This window comes from Streptomyces sp. 2A115, from assembly GCF_052245575.1.
Classification (GTDB): Bacteria; Actinomycetota; Actinomycetes; order Streptomycetales; family Streptomycetaceae; genus Streptomyces.
Genome location: NZ_JBQQCG010000011.1, coordinates 1 through 21,626 on the forward strand (window position 1 = coordinate 1; position 21,626 = coordinate 21,626).

Annotated in this window: 20 protein-coding genes; 12 read left to right on the forward strand and 8 right to left on the reverse strand. The window is 70.3% G+C overall.

Features of this window, described 5'->3' with window-relative positions:
* Positions 1-80: 80 nt before the first annotated feature.
* Positions 81-896, reverse strand: a complete 816-nt coding sequence (locus ACTWQR_RS12245; protein ID WP_443227029.1) for an enoyl-CoA hydratase/isomerase family protein — start codon at positions 894-896, stop codon at positions 81-83.
* Positions 897-1,050: 154 nt separating this feature from the next.
* On the opposite strand from ACTWQR_RS12245, the gene ACTWQR_RS12250 reads away from it, so the two are divergent.
* From ACTWQR_RS12250 to ACTWQR_RS12265, 4 genes are all read left to right on the forward strand, one after another.
* Positions 1,051-2,208 (forward strand): diguanylate cyclase domain-containing protein, encoded by a 1,158-nt coding sequence (locus ACTWQR_RS12250; protein WP_443227030.1) that lies wholly within the window; start codon positions 1,051-1,053, stop codon positions 2,206-2,208.
* 101 nt (positions 2,209-2,309) lie between these two features.
* Positions 2,310-3,848, forward strand: a complete 1,539-nt coding sequence (hutH, locus tag ACTWQR_RS12255; protein WP_443227178.1) for a histidine ammonia-lyase — start codon at positions 2,310-2,312, stop codon at positions 3,846-3,848.
* Between the two features lie 197 nt (positions 3,849-4,045).
* Positions 4,046-4,249, forward strand: coding sequence for a cold-shock protein (locus ACTWQR_RS12260; protein WP_053661143.1), 204 nt, complete (start codon positions 4,046-4,048; stop codon positions 4,247-4,249).
* Positions 4,250-4,371: 122 nt separating this feature from the next.
* The gene (locus tag ACTWQR_RS12265; protein ID WP_443227031.1) at positions 4,372-6,021 is read left to right on the forward strand and encodes a DEAD/DEAH box helicase; all 1,650 of its coding nucleotides are present in this window, start codon (positions 4,372-4,374) and stop codon (positions 6,019-6,021) included.
* Between the two features lie 472 nt (positions 6,022-6,493).
* Here ACTWQR_RS12265 and ACTWQR_RS12270 read toward each other — a convergent pair whose 3' ends face one another.
* Positions 6,494-6,832, reverse strand: coding sequence for a hypothetical protein (locus ACTWQR_RS12270; protein WP_443227032.1), 339 nt, complete (start codon positions 6,830-6,832; stop codon positions 6,494-6,496).
* Positions 6,833-6,942: 110 nt separating this feature from the next.
* Between ACTWQR_RS12270 and ACTWQR_RS12275 the strand changes: the two genes are divergently transcribed.
* The 5 genes from ACTWQR_RS12275 to ACTWQR_RS12295 all read left to right on the forward strand — a co-directional run bounded on the left by ACTWQR_RS12275 (position 6,943) and on the right by ACTWQR_RS12295 (position 12,165).
* The gene (locus ACTWQR_RS12275) at positions 6,943-7,284 is read left to right on the forward strand and encodes a hypothetical protein (protein ID WP_443227033.1); all 342 of its coding nucleotides are present in this window, start codon (positions 6,943-6,945) and stop codon (positions 7,282-7,284) included.
* Positions 7,285-7,521: 237 nt separating this feature from the next.
* Positions 7,522-8,796, forward strand: a complete 1,275-nt coding sequence (locus ACTWQR_RS12280) for a L,D-transpeptidase (RefSeq protein ID WP_443227034.1) — start codon at positions 7,522-7,524, stop codon at positions 8,794-8,796.
* Between the two features lie 192 nt (positions 8,797-8,988).
* Positions 8,989-10,446, forward strand: a complete 1,458-nt coding sequence (locus ACTWQR_RS12285) for an ABC transporter permease (RefSeq protein WP_443227035.1) — start codon at positions 8,989-8,991, stop codon at positions 10,444-10,446.
* 136 nt (positions 10,447-10,582) lie between these two features.
* Positions 10,583-11,275, forward strand: coding sequence for an ABC transporter ATP-binding protein (locus ACTWQR_RS12290; RefSeq protein WP_443227036.1), 693 nt, complete (start codon positions 10,583-10,585; stop codon positions 11,273-11,275).
* 119 nt (positions 11,276-11,394) lie between these two features.
* Complete coding sequence (locus ACTWQR_RS12295) at positions 11,395-12,165, forward strand: group II truncated hemoglobin (RefSeq protein ID WP_443227037.1); 771 nt, start codon at positions 11,395-11,397, stop codon at positions 12,163-12,165.
* A gap of 55 nt (positions 12,166-12,220) precedes the next feature.
* On the opposite strand, the gene ACTWQR_RS12300 is transcribed toward ACTWQR_RS12295, so the two are convergent.
* Positions 12,221-13,168 (reverse strand): helix-turn-helix transcriptional regulator, encoded by a 948-nt coding sequence (locus ACTWQR_RS12300; protein WP_443227038.1) that lies wholly within the window; start codon positions 13,166-13,168, stop codon positions 12,221-12,223.
* Positions 13,169-13,339: 171 nt separating this feature from the next.
* On the opposite strand from ACTWQR_RS12300, the gene ACTWQR_RS12305 reads away from it, so the two are divergent.
* The gene (locus ACTWQR_RS12305) at positions 13,340-14,380 is read left to right on the forward strand and encodes an NAD(P)-dependent alcohol dehydrogenase (protein ID WP_443227039.1); all 1,041 of its coding nucleotides are present in this window, start codon (positions 13,340-13,342) and stop codon (positions 14,378-14,380) included.
* Between the two features lie 103 nt (positions 14,381-14,483).
* On the opposite strand, the gene ACTWQR_RS12310 is transcribed toward ACTWQR_RS12305, so the two are convergent.
* From ACTWQR_RS12310 to ACTWQR_RS12320, 3 genes are all read right to left on the reverse strand, one after another.
* A complete protein-coding gene (locus ACTWQR_RS12310; RefSeq protein WP_443227040.1) occupies positions 14,484-15,572 on the reverse strand; it encodes a FecCD family ABC transporter permease in 1,089 nt (362 codons plus the stop codon).
* Between the two features lie 89 nt (positions 15,573-15,661).
* The gene (locus tag ACTWQR_RS12315) at positions 15,662-16,630 is read right to left on the reverse strand and encodes a FecCD family ABC transporter permease (RefSeq protein ID WP_443227041.1); all 969 of its coding nucleotides are present in this window, start codon (positions 16,628-16,630) and stop codon (positions 15,662-15,664) included.
* A gap of 134 nt (positions 16,631-16,764) precedes the next feature.
* The gene (locus ACTWQR_RS12320) at positions 16,765-17,838 is read right to left on the reverse strand and encodes an ABC transporter substrate-binding protein (protein WP_443227042.1); all 1,074 of its coding nucleotides are present in this window, start codon (positions 17,836-17,838) and stop codon (positions 16,765-16,767) included.
* Between the two features lie 209 nt (positions 17,839-18,047).
* Between ACTWQR_RS12320 and ACTWQR_RS12325 the strand changes: the two genes are divergently transcribed.
* Positions 18,048-18,455, forward strand: a complete 408-nt coding sequence (locus tag ACTWQR_RS12325; RefSeq protein WP_443227043.1) for a VOC family protein — start codon at positions 18,048-18,050, stop codon at positions 18,453-18,455.
* A 221-nt stretch (positions 18,456-18,676) separates the two neighbouring features.
* On the opposite strand, the gene ACTWQR_RS12330 is transcribed toward ACTWQR_RS12325, so the two are convergent.
* Positions 18,677-19,270: a hypothetical protein gene (locus ACTWQR_RS12330; RefSeq protein ID WP_443227044.1), complete on the reverse strand. Its 594-nt coding sequence runs from the start codon at positions 19,268-19,270 to the stop codon at positions 18,677-18,679.
* A gap of 168 nt (positions 19,271-19,438) precedes the next feature.
* Between ACTWQR_RS12330 and ACTWQR_RS12335 the strand changes: the two genes are divergently transcribed.
* Positions 19,439-20,785 (forward strand): BTAD domain-containing putative transcriptional regulator, encoded by a 1,347-nt coding sequence (locus tag ACTWQR_RS12335; RefSeq protein WP_443227045.1) that lies wholly within the window; start codon positions 19,439-19,441, stop codon positions 20,783-20,785.
* A 167-nt stretch (positions 20,786-20,952) separates the two neighbouring features.
* Here the strand turns inward: ACTWQR_RS12335 and msrA are convergent, their stop codons facing one another.
* Entirely contained in the window at positions 20,953-21,621 is a 669-nt protein-coding gene (gene msrA, locus ACTWQR_RS12340; protein ID WP_443227046.1) for a peptide-methionine (S)-S-oxide reductase MsrA, read from the reverse strand.
* Between the last annotated feature and the right edge of the window lie 5 nt (positions 21,622-21,626).

A 21,626-nucleotide genomic window follows, 5' to 3' on the forward strand; every position in this document is an offset into this window, starting at 1 on the left:
TCGGGGGGACGGCCCCCCGAAGCGGGGTCTGGGGGGGAGCCCCAGAAGGATGGGACGGTAGGGGCGGCGGGGGCGAAGAACTACTCGCCCGGCCACTCCGGCGTGCGCTTCTGGTTGAAGGCCGCGACTCCCTCCGCTCGGTCGCCGGAGAAGGCGACCGAGCGCCAGGCCGCGTCCTCGACCTCCAGGCCCGCGCGGAGGTCGAGGCCGTGGCCCAGGCGGAGGGCGCGTTTGGCGGCACGGAGGCCGACGGGGGAGTTCGCGGCGATCCGGGTGGCAAGGGCGAGTGCCTCGGCACGGTCCCGGCCCTCCGGGACCAGCTCGTCGACCAGGCCCAACTCCCTTGCCTCCGCGGCCTCCACGCGTCGCGCCGAGAAGATCAGTTCGGCGGCGCGGGCCGCACCGACCCGGCGCGGCAGCAGCTGCGTACCGCCGCCGCCGGGGATGACGCCGACGGACACCTCGGGCAGGCCCACCACGGCCGTACGGTCCGCCACGATCAGGTCGCAGGACAGGGCGAGCTCGAAGCCGCCGCCCAGCGCGAAGCCGTGCACGGCGGCGACGGTGGGCATCGGCAGCTCCAGAACGCCGGTGTACGCGGCGCGTGCGACCGGACGCTGGCGGACCAGCTCGGCGTCCGTGAGGGAGTTGCGCTCCTTGAGGTCGGCGCCGACGCAGAAGGCGCGCTCGTGGGTCGAGGTGAGCACGACCGCGCGTACGTCCTGGTCGCCGGCCAGCGTCTCGCAGGCGGCGGCGATCGAGCGGGCCATCTGCGTCGACACGGCGTTCATGGCCTTGGGCCGGTCGAGGGCGAGCTCCGCGACGTGAGCATGGCGCCGTACCGCTACGTACTCCCCGAACCGCTGTTCCGCGCCCTCCGCGCCCTGCTCCGGCATGACACCCTCCCGGTTAACGTGGGTTAACTTCCGTCGCCTCGATCATTCCAGCAGGGCACCTCCGGGGGAAGGTCCGCCCCCGGGTTGTCCCCGGTGCGCCACTGTTCGCCGCTTCGATGTCCCAAACCGCCGCAAACCTACCTAACCTGGAGTGATGGGCGGTGACGATGTGCGGCTGAGGGCCGTGGTGGCGCTGGCGCAGGGTATGGCCGCCGCGCACACCTCGCGGGAGTCGTGGGGGGCGGCTGCGGACGGCGCCTGCCGGGCGCTGTCCGGGAGCTTCGGGGCGCTGTCCGTGTGGGAGCGGGGGCGCGGGCGGCTGCGCGTGCTGGCGAACGTGGGCGAGCGGGCGGCGGACGAGGAGGAGTTCCCGGACGGCGAGGCGTACCCCGTGCACCAGTTCCCGGAGATCACCGAGTTCCTGCACGAGCGCTGGGTGGGCGGCGGTGGGCCCAGCGCCTGGGTCGAGACGGCGGAGGGGCCGGCCGGGGGGCGCCGCGCCGGGTACTGCCATCAGCGGGTCGCCGCGCTGCGCAGGCGCGGCCGCGGCTGCTGTGTGGTCGCGCCGATCGTGCTGCACGGCCGAGCGTGGGGCGAGCTGTACGTGGCCCGCGCGGCCGGAGCTCCCGTCTTCGACCGGGCCGACGCCGACTTCGCGACCGTCCTCGCCTCGGTCGTCGCGGCCGGGATCGCCCAGACCGAACGCCTGGAGGAGGCCCGCCGTCTCGCCTTCACCGACGCGCTCACCGGCCTCGCGAACCGCCGTGCCGTGGACATGCGCCTGGACGAGGCCATCGAGCGCCATCGCGCCCGGGGTGCGGTCGTGAGCCTCGTCGTGTGCGACCTGAACGGTCTCAAGTACGTCAACGACACCCAGGGTCACGCGGTCGGCGACCGGCTTCTGGAGCGGTTCGGTTCGGTGCTGTCCCTCTGCGGGGCGATGCTGCCCGGCGCGCTGGCCGCACGGCTCGGCGGTGACGAGTTCTGCCTGCTGGCCGTGGGGCCCCCGGCGGACGACGTGGTCCAGGTCGCCGACGAACTCTGCCGAAGGGCGGCGGAGTTGGAGCTGGGCGAGGGCGTCGCGTGCGGGGTGGCGTCGACGGAGGACCCGATCGGCGCCGTACGGTCGCCGCGCCGCCTGTTCCGCCTGGCGGACGCGGCGCAGTACCAGGCGAAGGCCGTGCGCTCCCCGAAGCCGGTGGTGGCGGGCCGGGAGGGCCCGGACGACCCGGTCGTCCGCCTCGCCGACCGGCCCCCGGCGGCTCCCTCGCCGACGGGTGAGCGGCGCCGCCTGCGTGGACACCGGCCGTAGCGCAACCGGTGCCTTGGAGGGCGGGGTCGGGGCGTAAGGAGTCCCTGCCGTGATCGGTCGTGACATTCCGAGATTCAGACCCTACGATCCTGAATATGGATATGCACACTGTGGTGGTGGGGACGACCGGTGTCACCGCGTCCGACGTTCTCGCCGTGGCGCGCGGCGGCGCCCGGGTCGAGCTCTCCGGCGAGGCGGTGGCGGCGCTCGCCGCGGCCAGGGAGATCGTGGACGCGCTGGCGGCCAAGCCGGAACCCGTGTACGGGGTCTCCACCGGATTCGGAGCCCTCGCGACCCGGCACATCAGCCCGGAACTACGCGCCCAGCTGCAGCGCAACATCGTCCGCTCGCACGCCGCCGGGATGGGCCCGCGCGTCGAGCGCGAAGTCGTCCGCGCCCTGATGTTCCTGCGCCTGAAGACCGTCTGCTCCGGCCGCACCGGCGTACGCCCGTCCGTCGCGCAGACCATGGCCGACATCCTGAACGCCGGCATCACCCCGGTCGTCCACGAGTTCGGCTCCCTCGGCTGCTCCGGCGACCTGGCACCGCTGTCCCACTGCGCCCTGACGCTGATGGGCGAGGGGGAGGCCGAAGGGCCCGACGGCACCGTCCGCCCCGCCGGGGAACTCCTCGCCGAGCACGGCATCACGCCCGTCGAACTGCGCGAGAAGGAGGGGCTGGCCCTCCTCAACGGCACCGACGGCATGCTCGGCATGCTGGTCATGGCCCTCGCCGACCTGGAGACGCTGTACAAGTCGGCAGACATCACGGCCGCCCTGTCCCTCGAAGCGCTCCTCGGGACGGACCGGGTCCTCGCCCCCGAACTGCACGCCATCCGCCCCCACCCGGGCCAGGGCGCCAGCGCCGCCAACATGCTCGCCGTACTGAAGGGCTCCGAACTCACCGGGCACCACCAGGACGACGCCCCGCGGGTCCAGGACGCGTACTCCGTGCGCTGCGCCCCCCAGGTCGCGGGCGCCGGGCGCGACACCATGACCCACGCCCGCCTGGTCGCCGACCGTGAGCTCGCCTCCGCCGTCGACAACCCCGTCGTCCTCCCCGACGGCCGCGTCGAGTCCAACGGCAACTTCCACGGCGCCCCGGTCGCGTACGTTCTCGACTTCCTCGCCATCGCCGCCGCCGATCTCGGCTCCATCGCCGAGCGCCGCACGGACCGCCTCCTCGACAAGAACCGCAGCCACGGCCTGCCGCCGTTCCTCGCGGACGACCCGGGCGTCGACTCGGGCCTGATGATCGCCCAGTACACGCAGGCGGCCCTGGTGAGCGAGATGAAGCGGCTCGCCGTCCCCGCCTCGGCCGACTCCATCCCGTCCTCCGCGATGCAGGAGGACCACGTTTCCATGGGCTGGTCGGCCGCCCGCAAGCTCCGTACGGCCGTCGACAACCTGACCCGCATCGTCGCCATCGAGCTGTACGCCGCCACGCGCGCCGTCGAGCTGCGGGCCGGTCTCACGCCGGCCCCGGCCTCGCAGGCCGCGATCGCCGCCGTCCGCGCCGCCGGAGTGGCGGGCCCCGGCCCGGACCGCTTCCTCTCCCCCGACCTGGCGGCCGCTGACGCCTTCGTGCGCGGCGGCCATCTGGTCGCGGCGGTCGAGCCCGTGACGGGCCCGCTGGCGTAAGGGTTTCAGGGGTCCGTTGGAGCGTGTGAGCGGGGGGCACGTCGGCTGACGGCGCCCCCGCCGGTATCTGTGCTAGGGTTCCTAACGAAACGTTTTTGGTACCCATTAACTTTGTGCGCCTGAAAGGAATCCTCTCTCAGGCGCGTTTTGTTTTTCCGGTCATTTCCGGATGGGAGCCACCTATCTTAGGGAATGACATGGCAACTGGCACCGTGAAGTGGTTCAACGCGGAAAAGGGCTTCGGCTTCATCGAGCAGGACGGCGGCGGCGCCGACGTCTTCGCCCACTACTCCAACATCGCCACCTCTGGCTTCCGTGAGCTCCAGGAAGGCCAGAAGGTCTCCTTCGACGTCACGCAGGGCCAGAAGGGCCCGCAGGCGGAGAACATCGTCCCCGCCTAATTCCGGGACGCGTAACACGCGAGCCGGGGCCCGCACCTTCGGGTGCGGGCCCCGGCTTGTGCTGTCCGTGTGTCCTTGAGCACGGGGAACCGTGAGGCCCAGGAAGGAATTCCAGATCCAGCATGACTCGATTTGAACGTCCTGAACGACCCGCCGGCAAACGACCGGCGAATTCTCGGGGATCCCGTGGCTCTCGTGGCACGCGCGGCGGAGCCCCGGCGGCTTCCGTCAACGGCGGCAGCAGGAACGTACGCAAGAAACCGACCCAACAGTCCACCGCGCCGCGCGAGTTCACCCTGCCGCAGACGCTGACGCCCGCGCTGCCCGCCGTCGAGTCCTTCGACGCGCTGGACATGCCGGCCGCGCTGGGCAAGACCCTCACCGCGCAGGGGGTCATCGAGCCGTTCCCGATCCAGGGCGCGACGCTCCCCAACTCCCTTGCCGGGCGCGACATTCTCGGCCGGGGCCGGACCGGCTCGGGCAAGACCCTCGCCTTCGGCCTCGCGCTGCTCGCCCGCACGGCCGGCCGTCGCGCCGAGCCCAAGGCGCCGCTCGCGCTCGTCCTGGTGCCCACGCGTGAACTCGCGCAGCAGGTGACCGACGCGCTCACGCCGTACGCCACAGCCGTGAACCTGCGCCTCGCGACCGTCGTCGGCGGGATGTCGATCGGCAAGCAGGCGGGCCTGCTGCGACGCGGTGCCGAGGTGCTCGTGGCCACGCCCGGGCGGCTCAAGGACCTCATAGACCGCGGCGACTGCACGCTCGCCCGGGTCGGGATCACCGTCCTCGACGAGGCCGACCAGATGGCCGACATGGGGTTCATGCCCCAGGTCACCGCGCTGCTCAACCAGGTCGAGCCGGACGGACAGCGGATGCTGTTCTCGGCGACGCTGGACAAGAACATCGACAAGCTCGTACGGATGTACCTCACGGACCCCGTCGTGCACTCCGTCGACCCCTCGGCGGGAGCGGTGACGACGATGGAGCACCACGTGCTGCACGTCGCCGACGAGACCGACAAGAAGGCCGTCGCGCTGCGGATCGCGGCCCGCGACGGGCGCGTCATCCTCTTCGTTGACACCAAGCGCTCGGCCGACCGCTTCGCCAAGCGCCTGCTGGCCAACGGCGTGCTCGCCTCGGCGCTGCACGGCGGCCGCTCGCAGCCGCAGCGCAACCGCACGCTCGACCAGTTCAAGACCGGCCAGGTCACCGCGCTCGTCGCCACGAACGTCGCGGCCCGCGGCATCCACGTCGACGACCTCGACCTCGTCGTGAACATCGACCCGCCGACCGACCACAAGGACTACCTCCACCGCGGCGGACGCACCGCGCGCGCGGGCGAGTCCGGCAGCGTCGTCACGCTCGTCCTGCCCGAGCAGAAGCGCGAGATGACCCGTCTGATGGCGGACGCGGGCATCAGCCCGAACACCGTCCGCATCAAGTCCAGCGACGAGGAACTCGTACGGATCACCGGCGCGCGGGAGCCGTCCGGTGTTCCGGTCGCCATTCCCGTACCCGAGCCGGTGGCTGCCCAGCCGAAGTCGCAGTCGCAGTCGCGGTCGCGACGGGGTGGCGGGCGTGGGGCGGCGGGTGCCGGGGCCGGTGCCAGGTCCGGTGGCGGCGCCGGCAGCGGAGGCACTCGCTCCGGTTCCGGTGCGGGCGCGCGCGGCCGTGGTGGCGCGGGTGCGCGCTCCGGCGGCACCGGCAACCGTGGCACGCGCGGAGGTCAGGGCGGCCAGGGTGGCCAGGGCGGCGGCCGCAGGGCGGCCTAGGAGACGCGACTCGGCGAACAGCGCGCTTCGGAAGGCGCCGAGGGGCATCCTTGGCGCCATGGTCCTTACCGGTCGGACCGGACAGGACAGGACCGCACGTCCGGCGAGGAGTTGTAGAAACTCTGGCCAGGGGAGAGGGCCCGGGGGAGAGCAAGTAGCGCTGATCGCCAAGTTCTGAGCGGTGTTACGGAGCGCGGTGCGCGCCGCACGCGCCCGGCCCACCTCCAGGAGGGACTCCGTGGCCTCGGTGCCGCCGCGTGGTGGCGACACCGCCGGCACCACCGTGTGGTGGCCGACCGTCAGCTGCGCGACGGTGTGCGCCCTGCTCGCGTCCGCCGCCCGGGTGCCGTCCTTCCCGCCGCGGCTGACACCGGTGACCTCATGCCCCCGGCCGCCGGCCTCGGCGGCTACCGGGCTGCTGAGCATCCCGGTGGCTCCGATCAGTACGATCCGTATGTCATGCCGGGAATGCTCAGTAGGCAGTCGTACGTTCCCGGCGCACCGAATACACCACGAACCCCGCTCCCATGCTCAGGAACAGCGTCCCGCCGACCACGTACGGGGTCGTGTCGAAGCTTCCCGTGTCTGCCAGTTCGGTCTGTTCGGTGGTCGCTGATGTTTCGGACGAGGTCTCGGACGAGCTCTCCGGCGAAGTCCCGGTCTTGGCCCGCAGGACCGTGGACGTCGATGTGTGTGCTCTGTCCTCCGCGGGCTTGTCCCCCGTCGCCTTGGCGGACGGGACGAACCACAGGGCACCCAGGAGGGTTCCCGCGGCGGTGGCGGTCAGCAGCGATCGACGAGCGGCGTACACGGAATATCTATCCCCTTGTGGCGCTGGTGAATTGGCCGTGTGAGCCGATGCTAATGAAAGGCGCGGGTCGTGGGAAAGTCACCGTGGCCATGGGCCGTACGCTCCGACGTATGAGCACTTCTGAGACATCACGTTTTGTGCGGTTGCGTGTCGAATTGGTCGTTGAGGTCGAGGACGAGAACGCCCTGACCAAGGCCGCGTTGGACCGGATCGCCGAGGATCCCGAGATTCCGAGCGGCGAGCGGGCGCACGCCGAGAGCGCAGTGACGGAAGACACTGCCGAGGCCCTCGCGTATCTGGTGGATCCGTTCGACCTGGTCAGCGAGGTGCCCGGAGTCGATCTCGCGCAGGCCTCGTGGAGCAGCGAGCAGATCGACTACGACCCCGATTCGCCGGATTGGGACCTCGACGAGGATGATGACGCCGGAGACGGGGGAGAAAAGACCGGCTGACGCCGCTTGGGACAATCGTGACCCCGGGTGGCAACCACCGCCCGGGTTCTGTCGTCTCAGGGGTGACAGTGACCGACACCCGCACCAGTCGTATCGATGAGGTCGATGGGACCCGGCGTGGAGCGACGTGGAGCGACGTGGTGTGCCCCACACCTGTGACGGGTGTGGAACGGGACGACCCGGTCGTAGCGTTTACAGGTGTTACGGGGACTCCCAGGGTTTGGGGATTCGGCAACGATGGAGAAGCGTGTGATGACGGACAGTAAGCGGCGCAGGGGCCTCACGGTCGCGTCCGCACTGCTCGGCGGGGTGCTGGTGCTCTCTGCGTGCAGCAGCGGGGGGGACGACGGCGCCAAGGGCGGCGAGGGTGGTGACGGCAGCAGCTCGCAGGCCAAGGTCGACGAGGCGGCCGCCAAGAAGACCTCCGAGGCCCTGATCAAGATCACGCCGAAGGACGGGTCCGACAACGCCTCCATCAACAACGACGCGGCCGTCACCGTGTCCAAGGGCACGCTGACCGACGTGACCATGAAGACGGCGTCCGGCACGGCCGTGGCCGGCCAGATATCCGCGGACAAGACGAGCTGGAAGCCCTCCGCCCAGCTCGAGCGCGCCACCACCTACAAGGTCGCCGTGACGGCCAAGGACTCCGACGGCCGCACGGCCCACGAGAACGCGTCGTTCACGACGGTCTCCCCGTCGAACAGCTTCATCGGCAACTTCACACCCGAGGACGGTTCCACCGTCGGCGTCGGCATGCCGGTGTCGATCAACTTCGACAAGGCGATCACCAACAAGGCCGACGTGCAGAAGGGGATCACCGTCTCCTCCACCAGCGGTCAGGAGGTCGTCGGCCACTGGTTCAACGCCAACCGGATCGACTTCCGCCCCGAGGACTACTGGCAGGGCGGCTCCACCGTCACCCTCAAGCTGAACCTCGACGGTGTCGAGGGCGCGAACGGCGTGTACGGCGTGCAGCAGAAGACGGTCACTTTCAAGATCGGCCGCAACCAGGTCTCGATCGTCGACGCCGAGACCAAGACCATGAAGGTCACCCAGGACGGCAAGACGATCAAGACCATCCCGATCTCCGCCGGCTCGCCCGAGAACAAGACGTATCAGGGCAAGATGGTGATGTCGGAGAAGTTCACGGAGACGCGCATGAACGGCGCGACCGTGGGCTTCACGGACGATGACGGCAAGGGCGAGTACGACATCAAGGACGTGCCGCACGCCATCCGCCTGTCGAGCTCCGGCACGTTCATCCACGGCAACTACTGGGGTGACGACTCCATCTTCGGCAGCGTCAACACCAGCCACGGATGCGTCGGTCTGAACGACACCAAGGGTGCCAACGACCCGGACACCGAGGGTGCCTGGTTCTACAACAACTCGATCATCGGTGACGTCGTGGACGTGCGGAACACCGGCGACAAGACCATCGCCCCGGACAACGGCCTCAACGGCTGGAACATGGACTGGGCCTCCTGGAAGGCCGGTTCGGAGGTCTGACCCGAACCCCATGTCCTCCTGAAGTCCCGAAGGCGGTTGCTCTGCGAGCAACCGCCTTCGGCGTTGTTGTCACAGGGTGGCGTTCACGGGATGGCGTCGTTCTCGCAGGGTTCTGCGGACGCGCACGACCTTCTCATCGTTCTCTTATGCCGCCCTTATGCCGCGATCACGCGCCGTCCCTACGTTTCGCCCATGTTCTTCACTTACCTCAGGCGCGAACTGCGCCGCCGCAGAAAAGCGGCGCTTGTCGTCGCCTCCGGACTCGCCCTCGGCATCGCGCTGGTCATCGTGGTCAGTTCCGTGTCGTCGGGCATGGAGAAGGCGCAGGGAAAGGTCCTCCAGTCGCTGTACGGGCTGGGTACGGACATGACGGTCACCAAGGCGGCCCCCGCGGAGTCGAGCACGGATGAACCCCCGCGCTTCCGGTTCGACGCCAGCGGCAGTGACTCGGACGAGGAGCAGAGCAGCGACCGCGTCATAGTGCAGGGCTTCCAGACACTGGCCGCGAGCACGGTCGCCAAGGTCGGCACGCAGAAGGGCGTTTCGGACACCGTCGGTGGACTCGGCCTCCAGGTCATCAAGGTCAGCGGCCAGTTCCAGCAGGGCGAGTTCCAGCAGGACCAGAACGGCGGCGACAACCAGCAGGAAGGCGGGCCCGGAGCCGAGCAGGCGCCACCGCAGGGCCGCGTCGAGGGCGGCGGCGCCGACTTCGACGTCAACAACTACTCCGTCTACGGGACCGACGTCACCAAGCCCGCCCTCGGCCCGCTGACCTCCTCGAAGATCACCAGCGGACGTACCTTCGAGTCCTCCGAGACCAATGCCGAGGTCGTGGTCGCCGACGCGTCGTACGCCAAGGAGAAGAAGCTCGCACTCGGCGACACCGTCACCGTCAAGGGCGTCAAGTTCAAGGTCATCGGCATCGCGACGCCCGACAGCGGCGACGCGGCGGCCAACCTCTACATCCCGCTCAAGCAGGCCCAGACACTCAGCGACTCCAAGGACAAGGTCACCACGATCTACGTCCAGGCGTCCGACTCGCAGCAGATCAGCGCCGTCAAGTCGACCATCCAGAAGAACATCTCGGGTACCACCGTCACCACCTCCGCCGACCTGGCCGACACGGTCTCCGGCTCCCTTTCGACCGCCTCCGACCTCGCCTCGAACGTGGGCAAGTGGCTGTCGATCGCGGTGCTCATAGCCGCGTTCCTGGTCGCCGGACTGCTCACCTCCTCGGCCGTCTCCCGCCGCGTACGGGAGTTCGGCACCCTCAAGGCGCTCGGCTGGAAGTCGGGACGTGTGACCCGGCAGGTCGTCGGCGAGGCCGTCGTCAACGGTCTCGTCGGCGGCGCCCTCGGCATCGCGCTCGGCCTCACGGGCGCGTACGTCGTCACCGCGATCAGCCCGACGCTCCAGGCCGAGGTCGGCTCCACGGGCGGGGGAGCGGGCGGCCCCGGCGGAGGCTTGGGCGGCCCCGGTCGACAGGCCGCCACCAAGGCGCTGGACGTGGCGCTGACCGCGCCCGTCGCCCTCAGCACGATCACCGTGGCGGTCGGCCTCGCCGTCGCCGGCGGCCTGATCGCGGGCGCCTTCGGCGGCTGGCGCGCGTCCAGGCTGCGGCCGGCGGACGCCCTGCGGCGAGTGGAGTAAGCCGCGCCCCTCCCAGAGGCGCGGGGAACTGCGCGATAGGCCACGAATGACCCGCAGATCACGAACGACCCGCAGCTTTCGGCGCCCCCGCGGAGCGACCCGCGCCAACCCCCTTACATATCCCAGGAGTTGCACCATGTACGAACTCAGAGGCGTCACCAAGCGCTACAAGCGGGGCAAGGAGACCGTCGACGCCCTCGACGGGGTCGACCTGACCATCGGGGACGGCGACCGCCTGGTCATCCAGGGCCCCACCGGCGGCGGCAAGTCCACGCTCCTCCAAATGCTCGGCGGACTCGACCGGCCGACGTCCGGCAGTGTCGACCTCGACGGCACCGATCTCGCGAAACTGTCCGAGAGCAAGCTCACCACCGTACGCAGCGAGAACATCGGCTTCGTCTTCCAGAGCTTCAACCTCATCCCCACGCTCACCGCCCAGGAGAACGTGGAGACCGCCCTCGTACCCCTGAAACTGAAGGTCAAGGAGCGGCGTGAACGGGCCGCGGCGGCGCTGGAGTCCGTGGGGCTCGCCGAGCGGCTCGCGCATCTGCCCGCCGAGCTGTCCGGCGGTCAGCAGCAGCGCGTCGCCATCGCCCGCGCGCTGGTGAAGCAGCCGAAGGTGCTGCTCGCCGACGAACCGACCGGAAACCTCGACGAGTCCATGCGCGACGAGATCATGGACGTACTCGAAGCCATGTGGAAGGAGCACGGCCTCACCTTCATCATGGTCACCCACGACTCGGCGATCGCGAAGAAGGCCCCCAGGCTCGCCACGATCCGCAAGGGAAAGATCACGGTCAAGGAGAACGCGAACGCGAACGCGAAGTGACCTGGCGCGCCGACGTGCCGACGTGCCGATCCGGCGGCCTCGGTTCGCTGAGCGCTGATACACGCGAATGGCCCGTCGGAAGTGCAGCTTCCGCGGGCCGTCCGTGTTTGTGTGGGGGCATGACCGCGCACACCGTTGAGTACATCCGGTACCGCATCCCCGAGCAGCAGTCGGCGGACTTCCTGGCCGCCTACACCCGGGCCGCCACCCAGCTCGCGGCGGCCCCGCAGTGCGTCGACTACGAACTGGCGCGCTGCGAGGAGGACTTCGAGCACTTCGTGCTTCGCATCACGTGGACCTCCACCGAGGACCACGTCGAGGGCTTCCGCAAGTCGGACCTGTTCGACGACTTCCTGGCCGAGATCCGTCCGTACGTCGGTTCCATCGAGGAGATGCGCCACTACAAGCCGACGACGGTACGGGGCACCGGGGCGTCCGTGCCCACGCTGTACGCGTGGGCGGGTGGCGCCGAGGCCTTCGCCCGGCTCACCGAGGTCTTCTACGACAAGGTGCTCAAGGACGACGTCCTCGCGCCGGTCTTCGCGGGCCTCGCGCCCGAGCACGCGTCCCATGTCGCGATGTGGCTCGGCGAGGTCTTCGGCGGGCCCGCGGCCTACTCCGAGACGCAGGGCGGGCACGGGCACATGGTCGCCAAGCACATCGGCAGGAACATCACGGAGACGCAGCGGCGCCGCTGGGTCAACCTCCTCCAGGACGCGGCGGACGAGGCCGGTCTGCCGACCGACGCCGAGTTCCGCTCCGCGTTCGTGGCGTATGCGGAGTGGGGGACGCGGTTGGCCGTGTACTTCTCCGGGCCGGATGCGGTGTCTCCCGCGGAGCAGCCGGTGCCGAAGTGGAACTGGGGGGCGGCCCCGCCGTATCAGCCGTAGGGCCGGGCTGTTCCGTAGGGCTGGGCCGGGCTTTTCGCCCCCCGGCGACAACCGCCTACTGCGCCGCCGAGCCCGCCCGGGTCGCATCCGTGCCCCAGCTCGCCAGGAGTCGTAGCGCCTCGGCCGACGGAGAACCCGGTTCCGCGTGATACGTGACCATCGACTGCTCCTCGTCGTCGACGAGCTTGAACGACTCGAAGGAGAGGGTCAGTTCACCGACCAGTGGGTGGTGAAGACGCTTGACGCCGTGGTTCTTCTCCTTGACGTCGTGCGTGGCCCACAGCCGCCGGAACTCCTCGCTCTTCACGGACAGCTCACCGACGAGGGCGGACAGGCGCGGATCGTCGGGATGGCAGCCCGCGTCCATGCGCAGGAAACTCACGATGTCGGACGCCTTCTGGTCCCATTCCACGAACAGCTCGCGGTACTCGGGCTTGAGGAACACCATCCGCGCCCAGTTCCGCTCCTGAGGCGGCACCTCCGACCAGTCACCGAAGACGGCCGCGGCCATCCGGTTCCAGATGAGGATCTCCGAACGCCGCCCCACGACGTACGCGGGCACGTTCTCGATGGTGTCGACCAGCTGCCGCAAGGCCACCCGCACCTGCTGCGGCCGAGCCGACGGCTTCTTCTTGTGCTGCTTCGGCTTCGCGAGATGCGTGAGATGCGCGTGCTCGGCGCCGGTCAGCCGCAGGGCGCGCGCGATCGCGTCGAGCACATCCGCCGACACGTTCCGCCCGTTGCCCTGCTCGAGGCGCGTGTAGTACGCCACGGACACCCCGGCCAGCTGCGCCAGCTCCTCGCGCCGCAGTCCGGGCACCCGGCGGTGCCGCCCGAAGTCCGGCAGCCCCACGTCCTCCGGCTTCAGCCGGGCACGACGGGTGCGCAAGAACTCGCTGAGCTCGGCTCGCCGGTCCAGCGGGTGCCCGCCTTCCTCCGAGGGATTCCGTCCCCTGGAGGTGTCCTGTTCCCCCGCGGGCTCCTGAGAGGGCTGTTCGTTCATTCGTCCAGTATTCACGGTCGTACGCACACGAGCCTGCCCTTGCCAGTAGTAGGACCAGCCGACGTACGCAGAAGCGTGACCTGGGTGACTGTTGCGCCGTAGGGCAAGCTGGACGCACACCCGGCCCGAAGGCAGGCCGGGCGCAGCACCATTCCCTAGGAGCACCCCGGCATGACCACTGTCGCCGCATACGCCGCCCCCGCCGCCAAGGCTCCGCTGGAGCGCACCACCATCGAGCGTCGCCCGGTCGGTGAGCACGACGTCCTCATCGACATCAAGTTCGCGGGCATCTGCCACTCCGACATCCACCAGGCCCGCGAGGGCTGGGGCAAGGCCATGTTCCCGATGGTCCCCGGCCACGAGATCGCCGGCATCGTCACCGAGGTCGGCTCCGGCGTCACCAAGTTCGCCGTCGGCGACCGCGTGGGCGTCGGCTGCATGGTCGACTCCTGCCGCGAGTGCGAGAACTGCAAGGCGGGCCTCGAGCAGTACTGCACCAAGGGCAACGTCGGCACGTACAACGCCCTCGACAAGAACGGCGAGCCCACCTACGGCGGCTACTCCACGCACATCGTCGTCGACGAGAACTACACCGTCCGCATACCCGAGGGCATCGCCCTCGACGAGGCCGCGCCGCTCCTCTGCGCCGGCATCACCACGTACTCCCCGCTCAAGCACTGGAACGCCGGCCCCGGCAAGAAGGTCGCCATCCTCGGCATGGGCGGCCTCGGCCACATGGGCGTCAAGATCGCGCACGCCCTCGGCGCGGAGGTCACGGTGCTCTCGCAGTCGCTCCGCAAGAAGGACGACGGGCTGAAGCTGGGCGCCTCGCACTACTACGCGACCAGCGACCCGAAGACCTTCGAGGAGCTGCGCGGCACGTTCGACCTGATCCTCTCCACGGTCTCGGCCCCGCTCGACCTGGACGCCTACCTGTCCCTCCTCAAGACGGACGGCGCCTTCGTGAACGTGGGCGCGCCCGAGGAGCCCGTCGCGCTCAACCTGTTCTCCGTCATCGGCGGCCGCAAGACCCTCGCCGGCTCCGGCATCGGCGGCATCCAGGAGACCCAGGAGATGCTGGACTTCTGCGCCGAGCACGGCTTCGGCTCCGAGATCGAGCTGATCAGCGCGTCCGAGATCAACGACGCGTACGAGCGGGTGCTGGCGAGTGACGTCCGCTACCGGTTCGTGATCGACACCGCGACGATCTAGCTCCGCTGGTTGGGCGGATTTCGTCCGCGGGTTCGTTGTGGCTGGGCGCGCCCACGCGGCGGAGCCGCATGTCGACACAGCCCCGCGCCCCTAGAGGGCGGGGCTAGCGCCCCCGTCCTCCCGGGGCCGCCAGGAGCCATAGCAAGTACGGGCCGCCCACCAAGGCCGTGAGTGCCCCCACGGGGATTTCCAGTGGGGGCATCAGCGTGCGGGCTGCGAGGTCCGCCGCGACCAGGATCACCGCTCCGGTCAAAGCCGAGGCGACCAGCGGGAGTTGAGGCGTGCGGGTGATGCGGCGGGCCAGCTGGGGCGCGGTGAGGGCGACGAAGCCGATCGGGCCCGCCGCGCCGGTGGCGGTCGCCGCGAGGACCACGCCCAGGACGGTCAGGCCGAGTTGTGTCCGGTGCACGCGGACGCCGAGCGCGGCGGCCGTGTCGGAGTCCAGACCGAGCGGCCGCAGGGCCCGGCTCGCCCAGGCCAGGGCGGGCAGGGAGAGGAGCAGGACCCAGCCGAGCGGGCCCGCCTGCTCCCAGCCGCGGCCGTTCAGGCTGCCGGTCAGCCACAGTTTGACCTGCTCGGCGGCGGCCAGCTCGCTCTCGGTGAGATAGAGCTGGACGACGGCGGAGAGGGCGACACCGATCCCGACCCCGGTCAGCACGAACCGGCTCGGCTGCATGCCGTGCCGCCAGGCCAGCACGTACACGAGCGCGGCGGCCGCGAGACCGCCGGTGACGGCGATCACCGGGAGCGCGCCGGGGGAGGCGATCGTCCCGGTGGCGAGGGCCAGTACCGTCGCGGCGGCCGCGCCATGCCCGACGCCGATGACGTCCGGGCTGGCGAGCGGGTTGCGCGTCACGGTCTGCACGAGCGCTCCGGAGAGCCCCAGCGCCGCCCCGACCATCGCGCCGAGCACGATCCGCGGGACGCGCAACTCGCCGACGATCAGGTCGTACGGGCCTCCGTGGCCGCGCAGGACCCGCCAGACCTCCCCCGGCGAGACGTACGCCTGCCCGACACACGCCGAGAGCACCATGACGCCCGCGAGGAGCAGGAGGAGGACGCCCGCGACCGCCGCCGAGCGCCGGTGCAGGAGAAGGGAGAGGGAGGGGGAGCGGCGCCGGAGCCGGAGCGCGAGCCGGAGTACGGAGAGTCCGGCCGAGCGGGGGTACGTCGGTGGGGGCGTAGTGGGCACAGGTGACACGGGTGACACAAGCGGCGTGGGTGACTTGGGGGATGTGGGTGACCCCGGTGGCCCAGGTGGCGCGGTCGGGGATGTCTCCGTCACGAGGCCGCCCCCTTCCGGCGCACGAGCACGACCAGGACCGGCACGCCGACGAGCGCGGTCATGACTCCGGCCGGGACCTCCGCCGGTGCCCGGACCACTCGCCCCGCAACGTCCGCCGCGAGCAGCAGGCCGGCGCCGAGGAGGGCGGAGAGCGGGAGGGCCCAGCGGTGGCCGCCCGACACCAGGCGGCGGGCCAGGTGCGGTACGGCGAGGCCGATGAAGGCGATCGGTCCGGCGGCGGCCACCGCGGCGGCGGTGAGGACGGTCGCGCCGAGTGCCGCACAGACCCGTACGAGCTGGACCTTGTGGCCCAGGGCGCGTGCGGTGTCGTCGCCGAGGGCGAGCGCGTCCAGGCCGCGTGCGCAGCCGAGCACCAGCAGCGCACCGGCGACGAGGAAGGGCAGCATCTGCCCGACCGTCCCCGCGTCGCGCCCGCTCAACGCGCCCACCTGCCAGAATCGGAACTGGTCGAGGGTCGCCGAACTCGACGTCAGCACCACGGTCGTGCCGCCCGCCACCATCGCGGACAGCGCGGTCCCGGCCAGGGCCAGCTTGACCGGCGAGGCCCCGCCCCGGCCGCGCGAGGCGACCGCGTACACCAGGCAGGCGGCGGCGACGGCACCCACGAAGGCGTACCAGACGTACCCGCCGAACCCGTTCGCCAGCCCGCCGGAGATGGCGAACACCACTCCGGCCGCGGCCCCCTGGCTCAACCCGAGGATCCCGGGATCGGCCAGCGGGTTGCGGCTGACGGCCTGCAACGCGGCTCCGGCGAGCCCGAGCGCGGCCCCCGCGGCGAGCCCGACCTCGGTCCGCGGCAGCCGCAGCGACCGTACGACCAGCGCGTCTCGTGAGCCGCCGCCGTCCAGCAGCGCGTCGAGCACGGCGGACAGGGGCACCTGGCGGGTGCCGACGGCGAGGCTGAGGGCGACGGCGGTGAGCGTGAGGAGGAGGGCGGCGGCCAACCAGGCGGTACGTACGGTTGCCGTACGTGCGCTGCTGGTACGTACCGCGGCAGTGCGTGCGCTGCTGCCGCCTACCGTCGTGCGCGCTGTCACGTACTTGGTTCGCTTGCCTGGTCGCCCACCTGCCTGCCTGCCTACTTGCCGAGTGACTCGGTGAGCTGCTTCACGACCAGGTCGGCCGCCGTGGGGCCCGCGTTGAGGTACCAGGGGTCGTCGTCGACCTTGACGGCGTGCTCGGCCTCGACCGCCTTCATCGACTTCCACAGTGGCCCGGCGAGCACGCTCCCGGCGTCGGTCTTGTCCTCCGCCCCCTGCACGGAGTAGAAGATCCAGTCCCCGTCCGCGGCATCGATGCTCTCCGCCCCGATGTCCTGCGAAATCGCCGTGAACCGCTGGGACTTGGGCCGCCCGAGCCCCATGTCGACGGCGATCGACCCGGTGAAGGAGGAGACACCGAACATCCGGGTCCGGTCGGGAGTGAACCGCACCATGGAGACGGCGGTGTTCTTCCCGTCGACGCCCTTCCCGTCGATCTCCTTGCCCGCCGCGGCGGCTTCCTCGGCGTGGTCGTCGAGAAGCCCCTGCGCCTGCTCGCCCTTGCCGACGGCGTCGCCGACGAGCAGCAGGTCACGCTTCCAGTTGATGCCGTTGCCCGCGCTGATCACGGTCGGGGCGATCTTCGACAGCTTGGGGTAGAGCTCGCCGAGCGAGTCGTTGGCGAGGATGAGGTCGGGCTTGGCGGTGGCGAGCGTCTCGAGGTTGGGCGCGGCCCGGGTGCCCGAGTCGGTCATCTCCGCGAGCCGCTTCTTGTACTGGGGGAAGGCGTCGCCGAGGTAGTCGGGTACGAGACCGGCGTTGTCGGCGCGGGTGGTGGCGGCCGGTACGACTCCGAGGGTGAGGAGGTCGTCGAGCTGCCCGGTGCTGAGCACGGCTATCCGCTTCGGCGCCGCTTCGATCTCCGTCCTGCCCTTGAAATGGCTGACGGTACGGGGGAACTCGCCGTCTGCGGACGTCGTACCCATGCCGTCGGCGAGGGCGCTGGGGGCGGCGGAGGGGCCTTCGGAGGCTCCGGCGACGGGGTTGCGGCCGCTCTTGCCGGCGCCGCCGTTGTTCTCACCGCTGCTGGAACTCTCCGACGACGAGCATCCGGCGACCAGACCGCCGACGACCGACATGGCCAGGACGGCCTTCAAGCCCAGTGCGCGCACAGTTTTGCTCCGTTGTTCAGATCGCTCGGATCACGCGGATCAGGCGGATCACTCATACCCCCTAGGCAAGGCTTACCTTACCTTGCGTGTTCGGGGCGGCTTGGCGGGCTGCCGACCTGCCGCATCCGCGCTTACTTTGGAAGGGGCAGGAATTGAGGCACGGAAAGGCCATTGAAGGTCACTCACGGTGAGCCAAGGAGGTCCGCACGATGACCGTCGAGCTGAACCACACGATCGTCGCCGCCCATGACAAGAAGGCATCGGCCCACTTCCTCGCCGACATCCTGGGCCTGGAGGTGAGCCCGCCGTTCGGCCCGTTCATCCCGGTCCAGATCCCCAACGGCGTGACCCTCGACTACATGGACACCTCCGGGCCCATCCCGCCGCAGCACTACGCCTTCCTGGTCTCGGAGTCCGACTTCGACGCGATCTTCGCCCGGGTCCGCGCAGCCGGGCTCACGTACTGGGCGGACCCGTACCACCGCCGCGTCAACGAGATCAACACGAACGACGGGGGTCGTGGCACGTACTTCGACGACCCGAACGGGCACAACTTGGAGATTCTTACGCGGCCTTATGGGAGTGGGGGCAGCGGTGGAGACGGAGACGGGGTGTAGGCACGGCCCGCACTCCCTCAGCTCGTATGCAGGGTGCCGAACCTCAGCTCGTGTGCAGGGTGCCGAACCTCAGCTCGTGTGCAGAGTGCCGAACGTGTACAGGACACCCTCGACGCGCCCACGCCCGCGCGGCCCCAAGCGGCCGAGGACCTTGATGTGGACCGTGGACGATCCGGGCTCCGCCGCGACCCCGGCGGTCGCCGAAGACCCGGGGGATGAGCTCAGCCGATGCGGGCGCAGAGGTCTTCGCTCGTGGCGTGCGCCATCGTCAGGGTCTTGAATCCGGTGGCGCTGATGTCCAGCGCGTACACGCCGTCGATGATGTAGAGGCCGCGGGTCAGGGCGCCTCCGTTCTCACCGAAGCCCACCAGTACGGGGCCGTGCACGGACCAGAACTGGGAACCGTCGGTGCGGTGGTCGACGATGGCCCGGCCACTGGCGTCCGCGTCGTAGTAGGCGCCGGTGTCGGTGTTCGTGATCCGTACGACCAGGTCGCCCTTGTACGCGACCCGCTTCGCGGAGCCGTCGGAGTTGGTGTCGAGCACACGCCGGACCACCTTGTCGATGATGGGTTCGCCATGGACCGGGAAGTCGCACCGGGAGCCGGAGGGGACGTCCCACGGCGTCGAGGGTGCCGGTTCCCAGCCCTTGCCTTCGTCCGCGACGGCATTGGCAGCGGCGCCGGCATTGGCACTGGCAGTGCCAGCGGCAGCGGTGTCCCTGTCCGCGGAGGCTGACGCGGAGGCGGATGAGGCGGGCACCGCGCCGAGGAGCACAGCGGCAAGTGCGGACAGAGCAACGACGGTTCGTCGCATGGTTTCTCCCTGCTGCGGTGAGGCTTGAAGACGATCCGGACCTCAGCCTCACCCCGGCCGCTGACCAGATTCTCACCGCGTCCACCGCGTCCACCGCGTCCACCGCATTCACCGCGTCCACCGCATCCACTGCGGCCGGGGAACGACCCGGCTAGGCTCGCGCCCGCCATGGAGTTCCAGTTACTCGGTCCCTTCGAGGCCCGCCACGAGGGCCGGCCCGTCCAGGTGGGCAGCCGTCGCCAGGAGCGATGCCTGCTGTCGATCCTCCTGCTGAACGCCGGCCAGGTCGTGACGACCGCACGCCTCATCGATCTCCTGTGGAACGGTGCCGCGCCCCCCTCGGCACGCGGCACCGTCCACACGTACATCGGCAGGCTGCGCGCCCGCCTCACACCGCACGGGCTGAACGTCGAGACCCGGCACGACGGCTATGCCGTCCATCCCGGCCCTCATGTGATCGACGCGCAGGAGTTCCTCACTCTGGTCCGACAGGCGGCCGCCGCGGGCGATCCAGGGGAGCGGGTACGCCGATACGACCAGGCGCTGGGGTTGTGGCGTGGCCCGCTGCTCGCCGACGTGGTCGACGACCAACTCCGCGACCGGCTCGGCGGCCGGCTGGGCGAGCTGCGTCTTTCCGCGCTGGAGCAGCGGGCCGAGGCCCAGCTCACCATGGGTCTGCACGAACGGGTCGTGGCAGACCTGACTCCACTGGCCCAGGAATTTCCGGGGCGTGAACGAATCGTCGTCGCCCAGATGATCGCCCTGTACCGCAGCGGCCGCCAGGCCGATGCCCTGCAGCTCTACCGGCACACACGTCAGACGCTGGTGACCGAGCTGGGCATTGAGCCGGGCACCGAACTGACGACGCTGCACGACCGGATCCTCCAGGGTGATCCCCGGCTGGACCGGCCACCCGCGCCCCTGTACGCCGTGCGGGTCGGAGAGGAGTGGCTGCCGTGGAGCACGAGTGGGCACCCGGCGCTGGAGTTCTGCAACACGTACGCGGGCTGGGGAGGCTCCGGACTGCCGGGCTCGGACTGGCTGCGGGGATACTCGACGCTCGCTGTGTGGGCCGGTTACCTGGACCTGGCGGAGGACCAACGGGTCGCCCGGCTGCTCCAGCAGGCGCGAGAGCACCCCGACGACGCCACCGCCGCCCTGGACGAGGCCCGCGAGTTCCGTACGAACCTGTACGCCTGCCTGACCGATCCGCACGACGCCCGCGCCTTCAAGGCGGTGGCAGACCTCGCGCAGGACGCCGCCAAGGTGTCCGTGTTCACCCGGGGCGAGGACGGCCTGGCGCACTGGCGCCTGTCTCCCGCCGCGGGCTTGCGACTACCCATACTCGCCACTGCCCGAAGCGCCGCGGAACTGCTCGCGGATCCGCGGCGCTTCACTGTCCGCACCTGCCCCAGCGAGGACTGCGGCTGGCTGTTCCTCGACCGGAGCGGCCAACGAAGATGGTGCAGCTTGGCGACCTGCGGCAGCAGACGACAGCAGTCCGTTTGCGCGTAGCGCCGCCGGCGTTGGGGCAGGGACGACCTGCCCACCCCGCCGGGCGGACGGTCGCGAGATCGCGTGTCAAAACCCGCGAGTGGCATCAGCTGTCAGTCTGCCGGGGATCGGAGATCGGACCGGGCCCCGGGGATGGGGGACCGGGCTGGGGAGCAGCCGCCTCGTGATCAGCCTTCGGCGGGTGCCACGCCGATCGGGCAGGAGACGCCCGTCCCCCCGATCCCGCAGTATCCCGCCGGATTCTTGTCGAGGTACTGCTGGTGATACCCCTCCGCCGGATAAAACGTCCGCCCCTCCGCGGGGAGTATCTCCGTGCTGATCGTGCCGTAGCGCGAGCCCGTCAGCACCTTCTGGTACGCGGCGCGGGACGCCTCGGCGGTGGCTGCCTGGGCGGGAGTGTGGGTGTAGATGGCCGAGCGGTACTGGGTGCCCACGTCGTTGCCCTGGCGGAAGCCCTGGGTGGGGTTGTGGGACTCCCAGAAGAGCTTCAGGAGCTGCTCGTACGAGATCACGGCGGGGTCGTAGACCACGCGGACCGCTTCGGTGTGTCCGGTCAGGCCCGAGCAGACCTCCTCGTATGCGGGGTGCTCGGTGAAGCCGCCCTGGTAGCCGACCAGTGTCGTGTAGACGCCCGCCGGGAGCTGCCAGAACTTGCGCTCGGCGCCCCAGAAGCAGCCCATGCCGAAATCGGCGATCTCCAGGCCCTCGGGGTAGGGGCCGAGGAGCGGGTTGCCGAGAACGGTGTGCCGCTCCGGGACCGAGAACGTCGGCTCGGGGCGGCCGCGCAGGGCCTGCTCGGCGGTGGGCAGCTGCGGCGTACGGCTGTGCAGGAACATGCGGT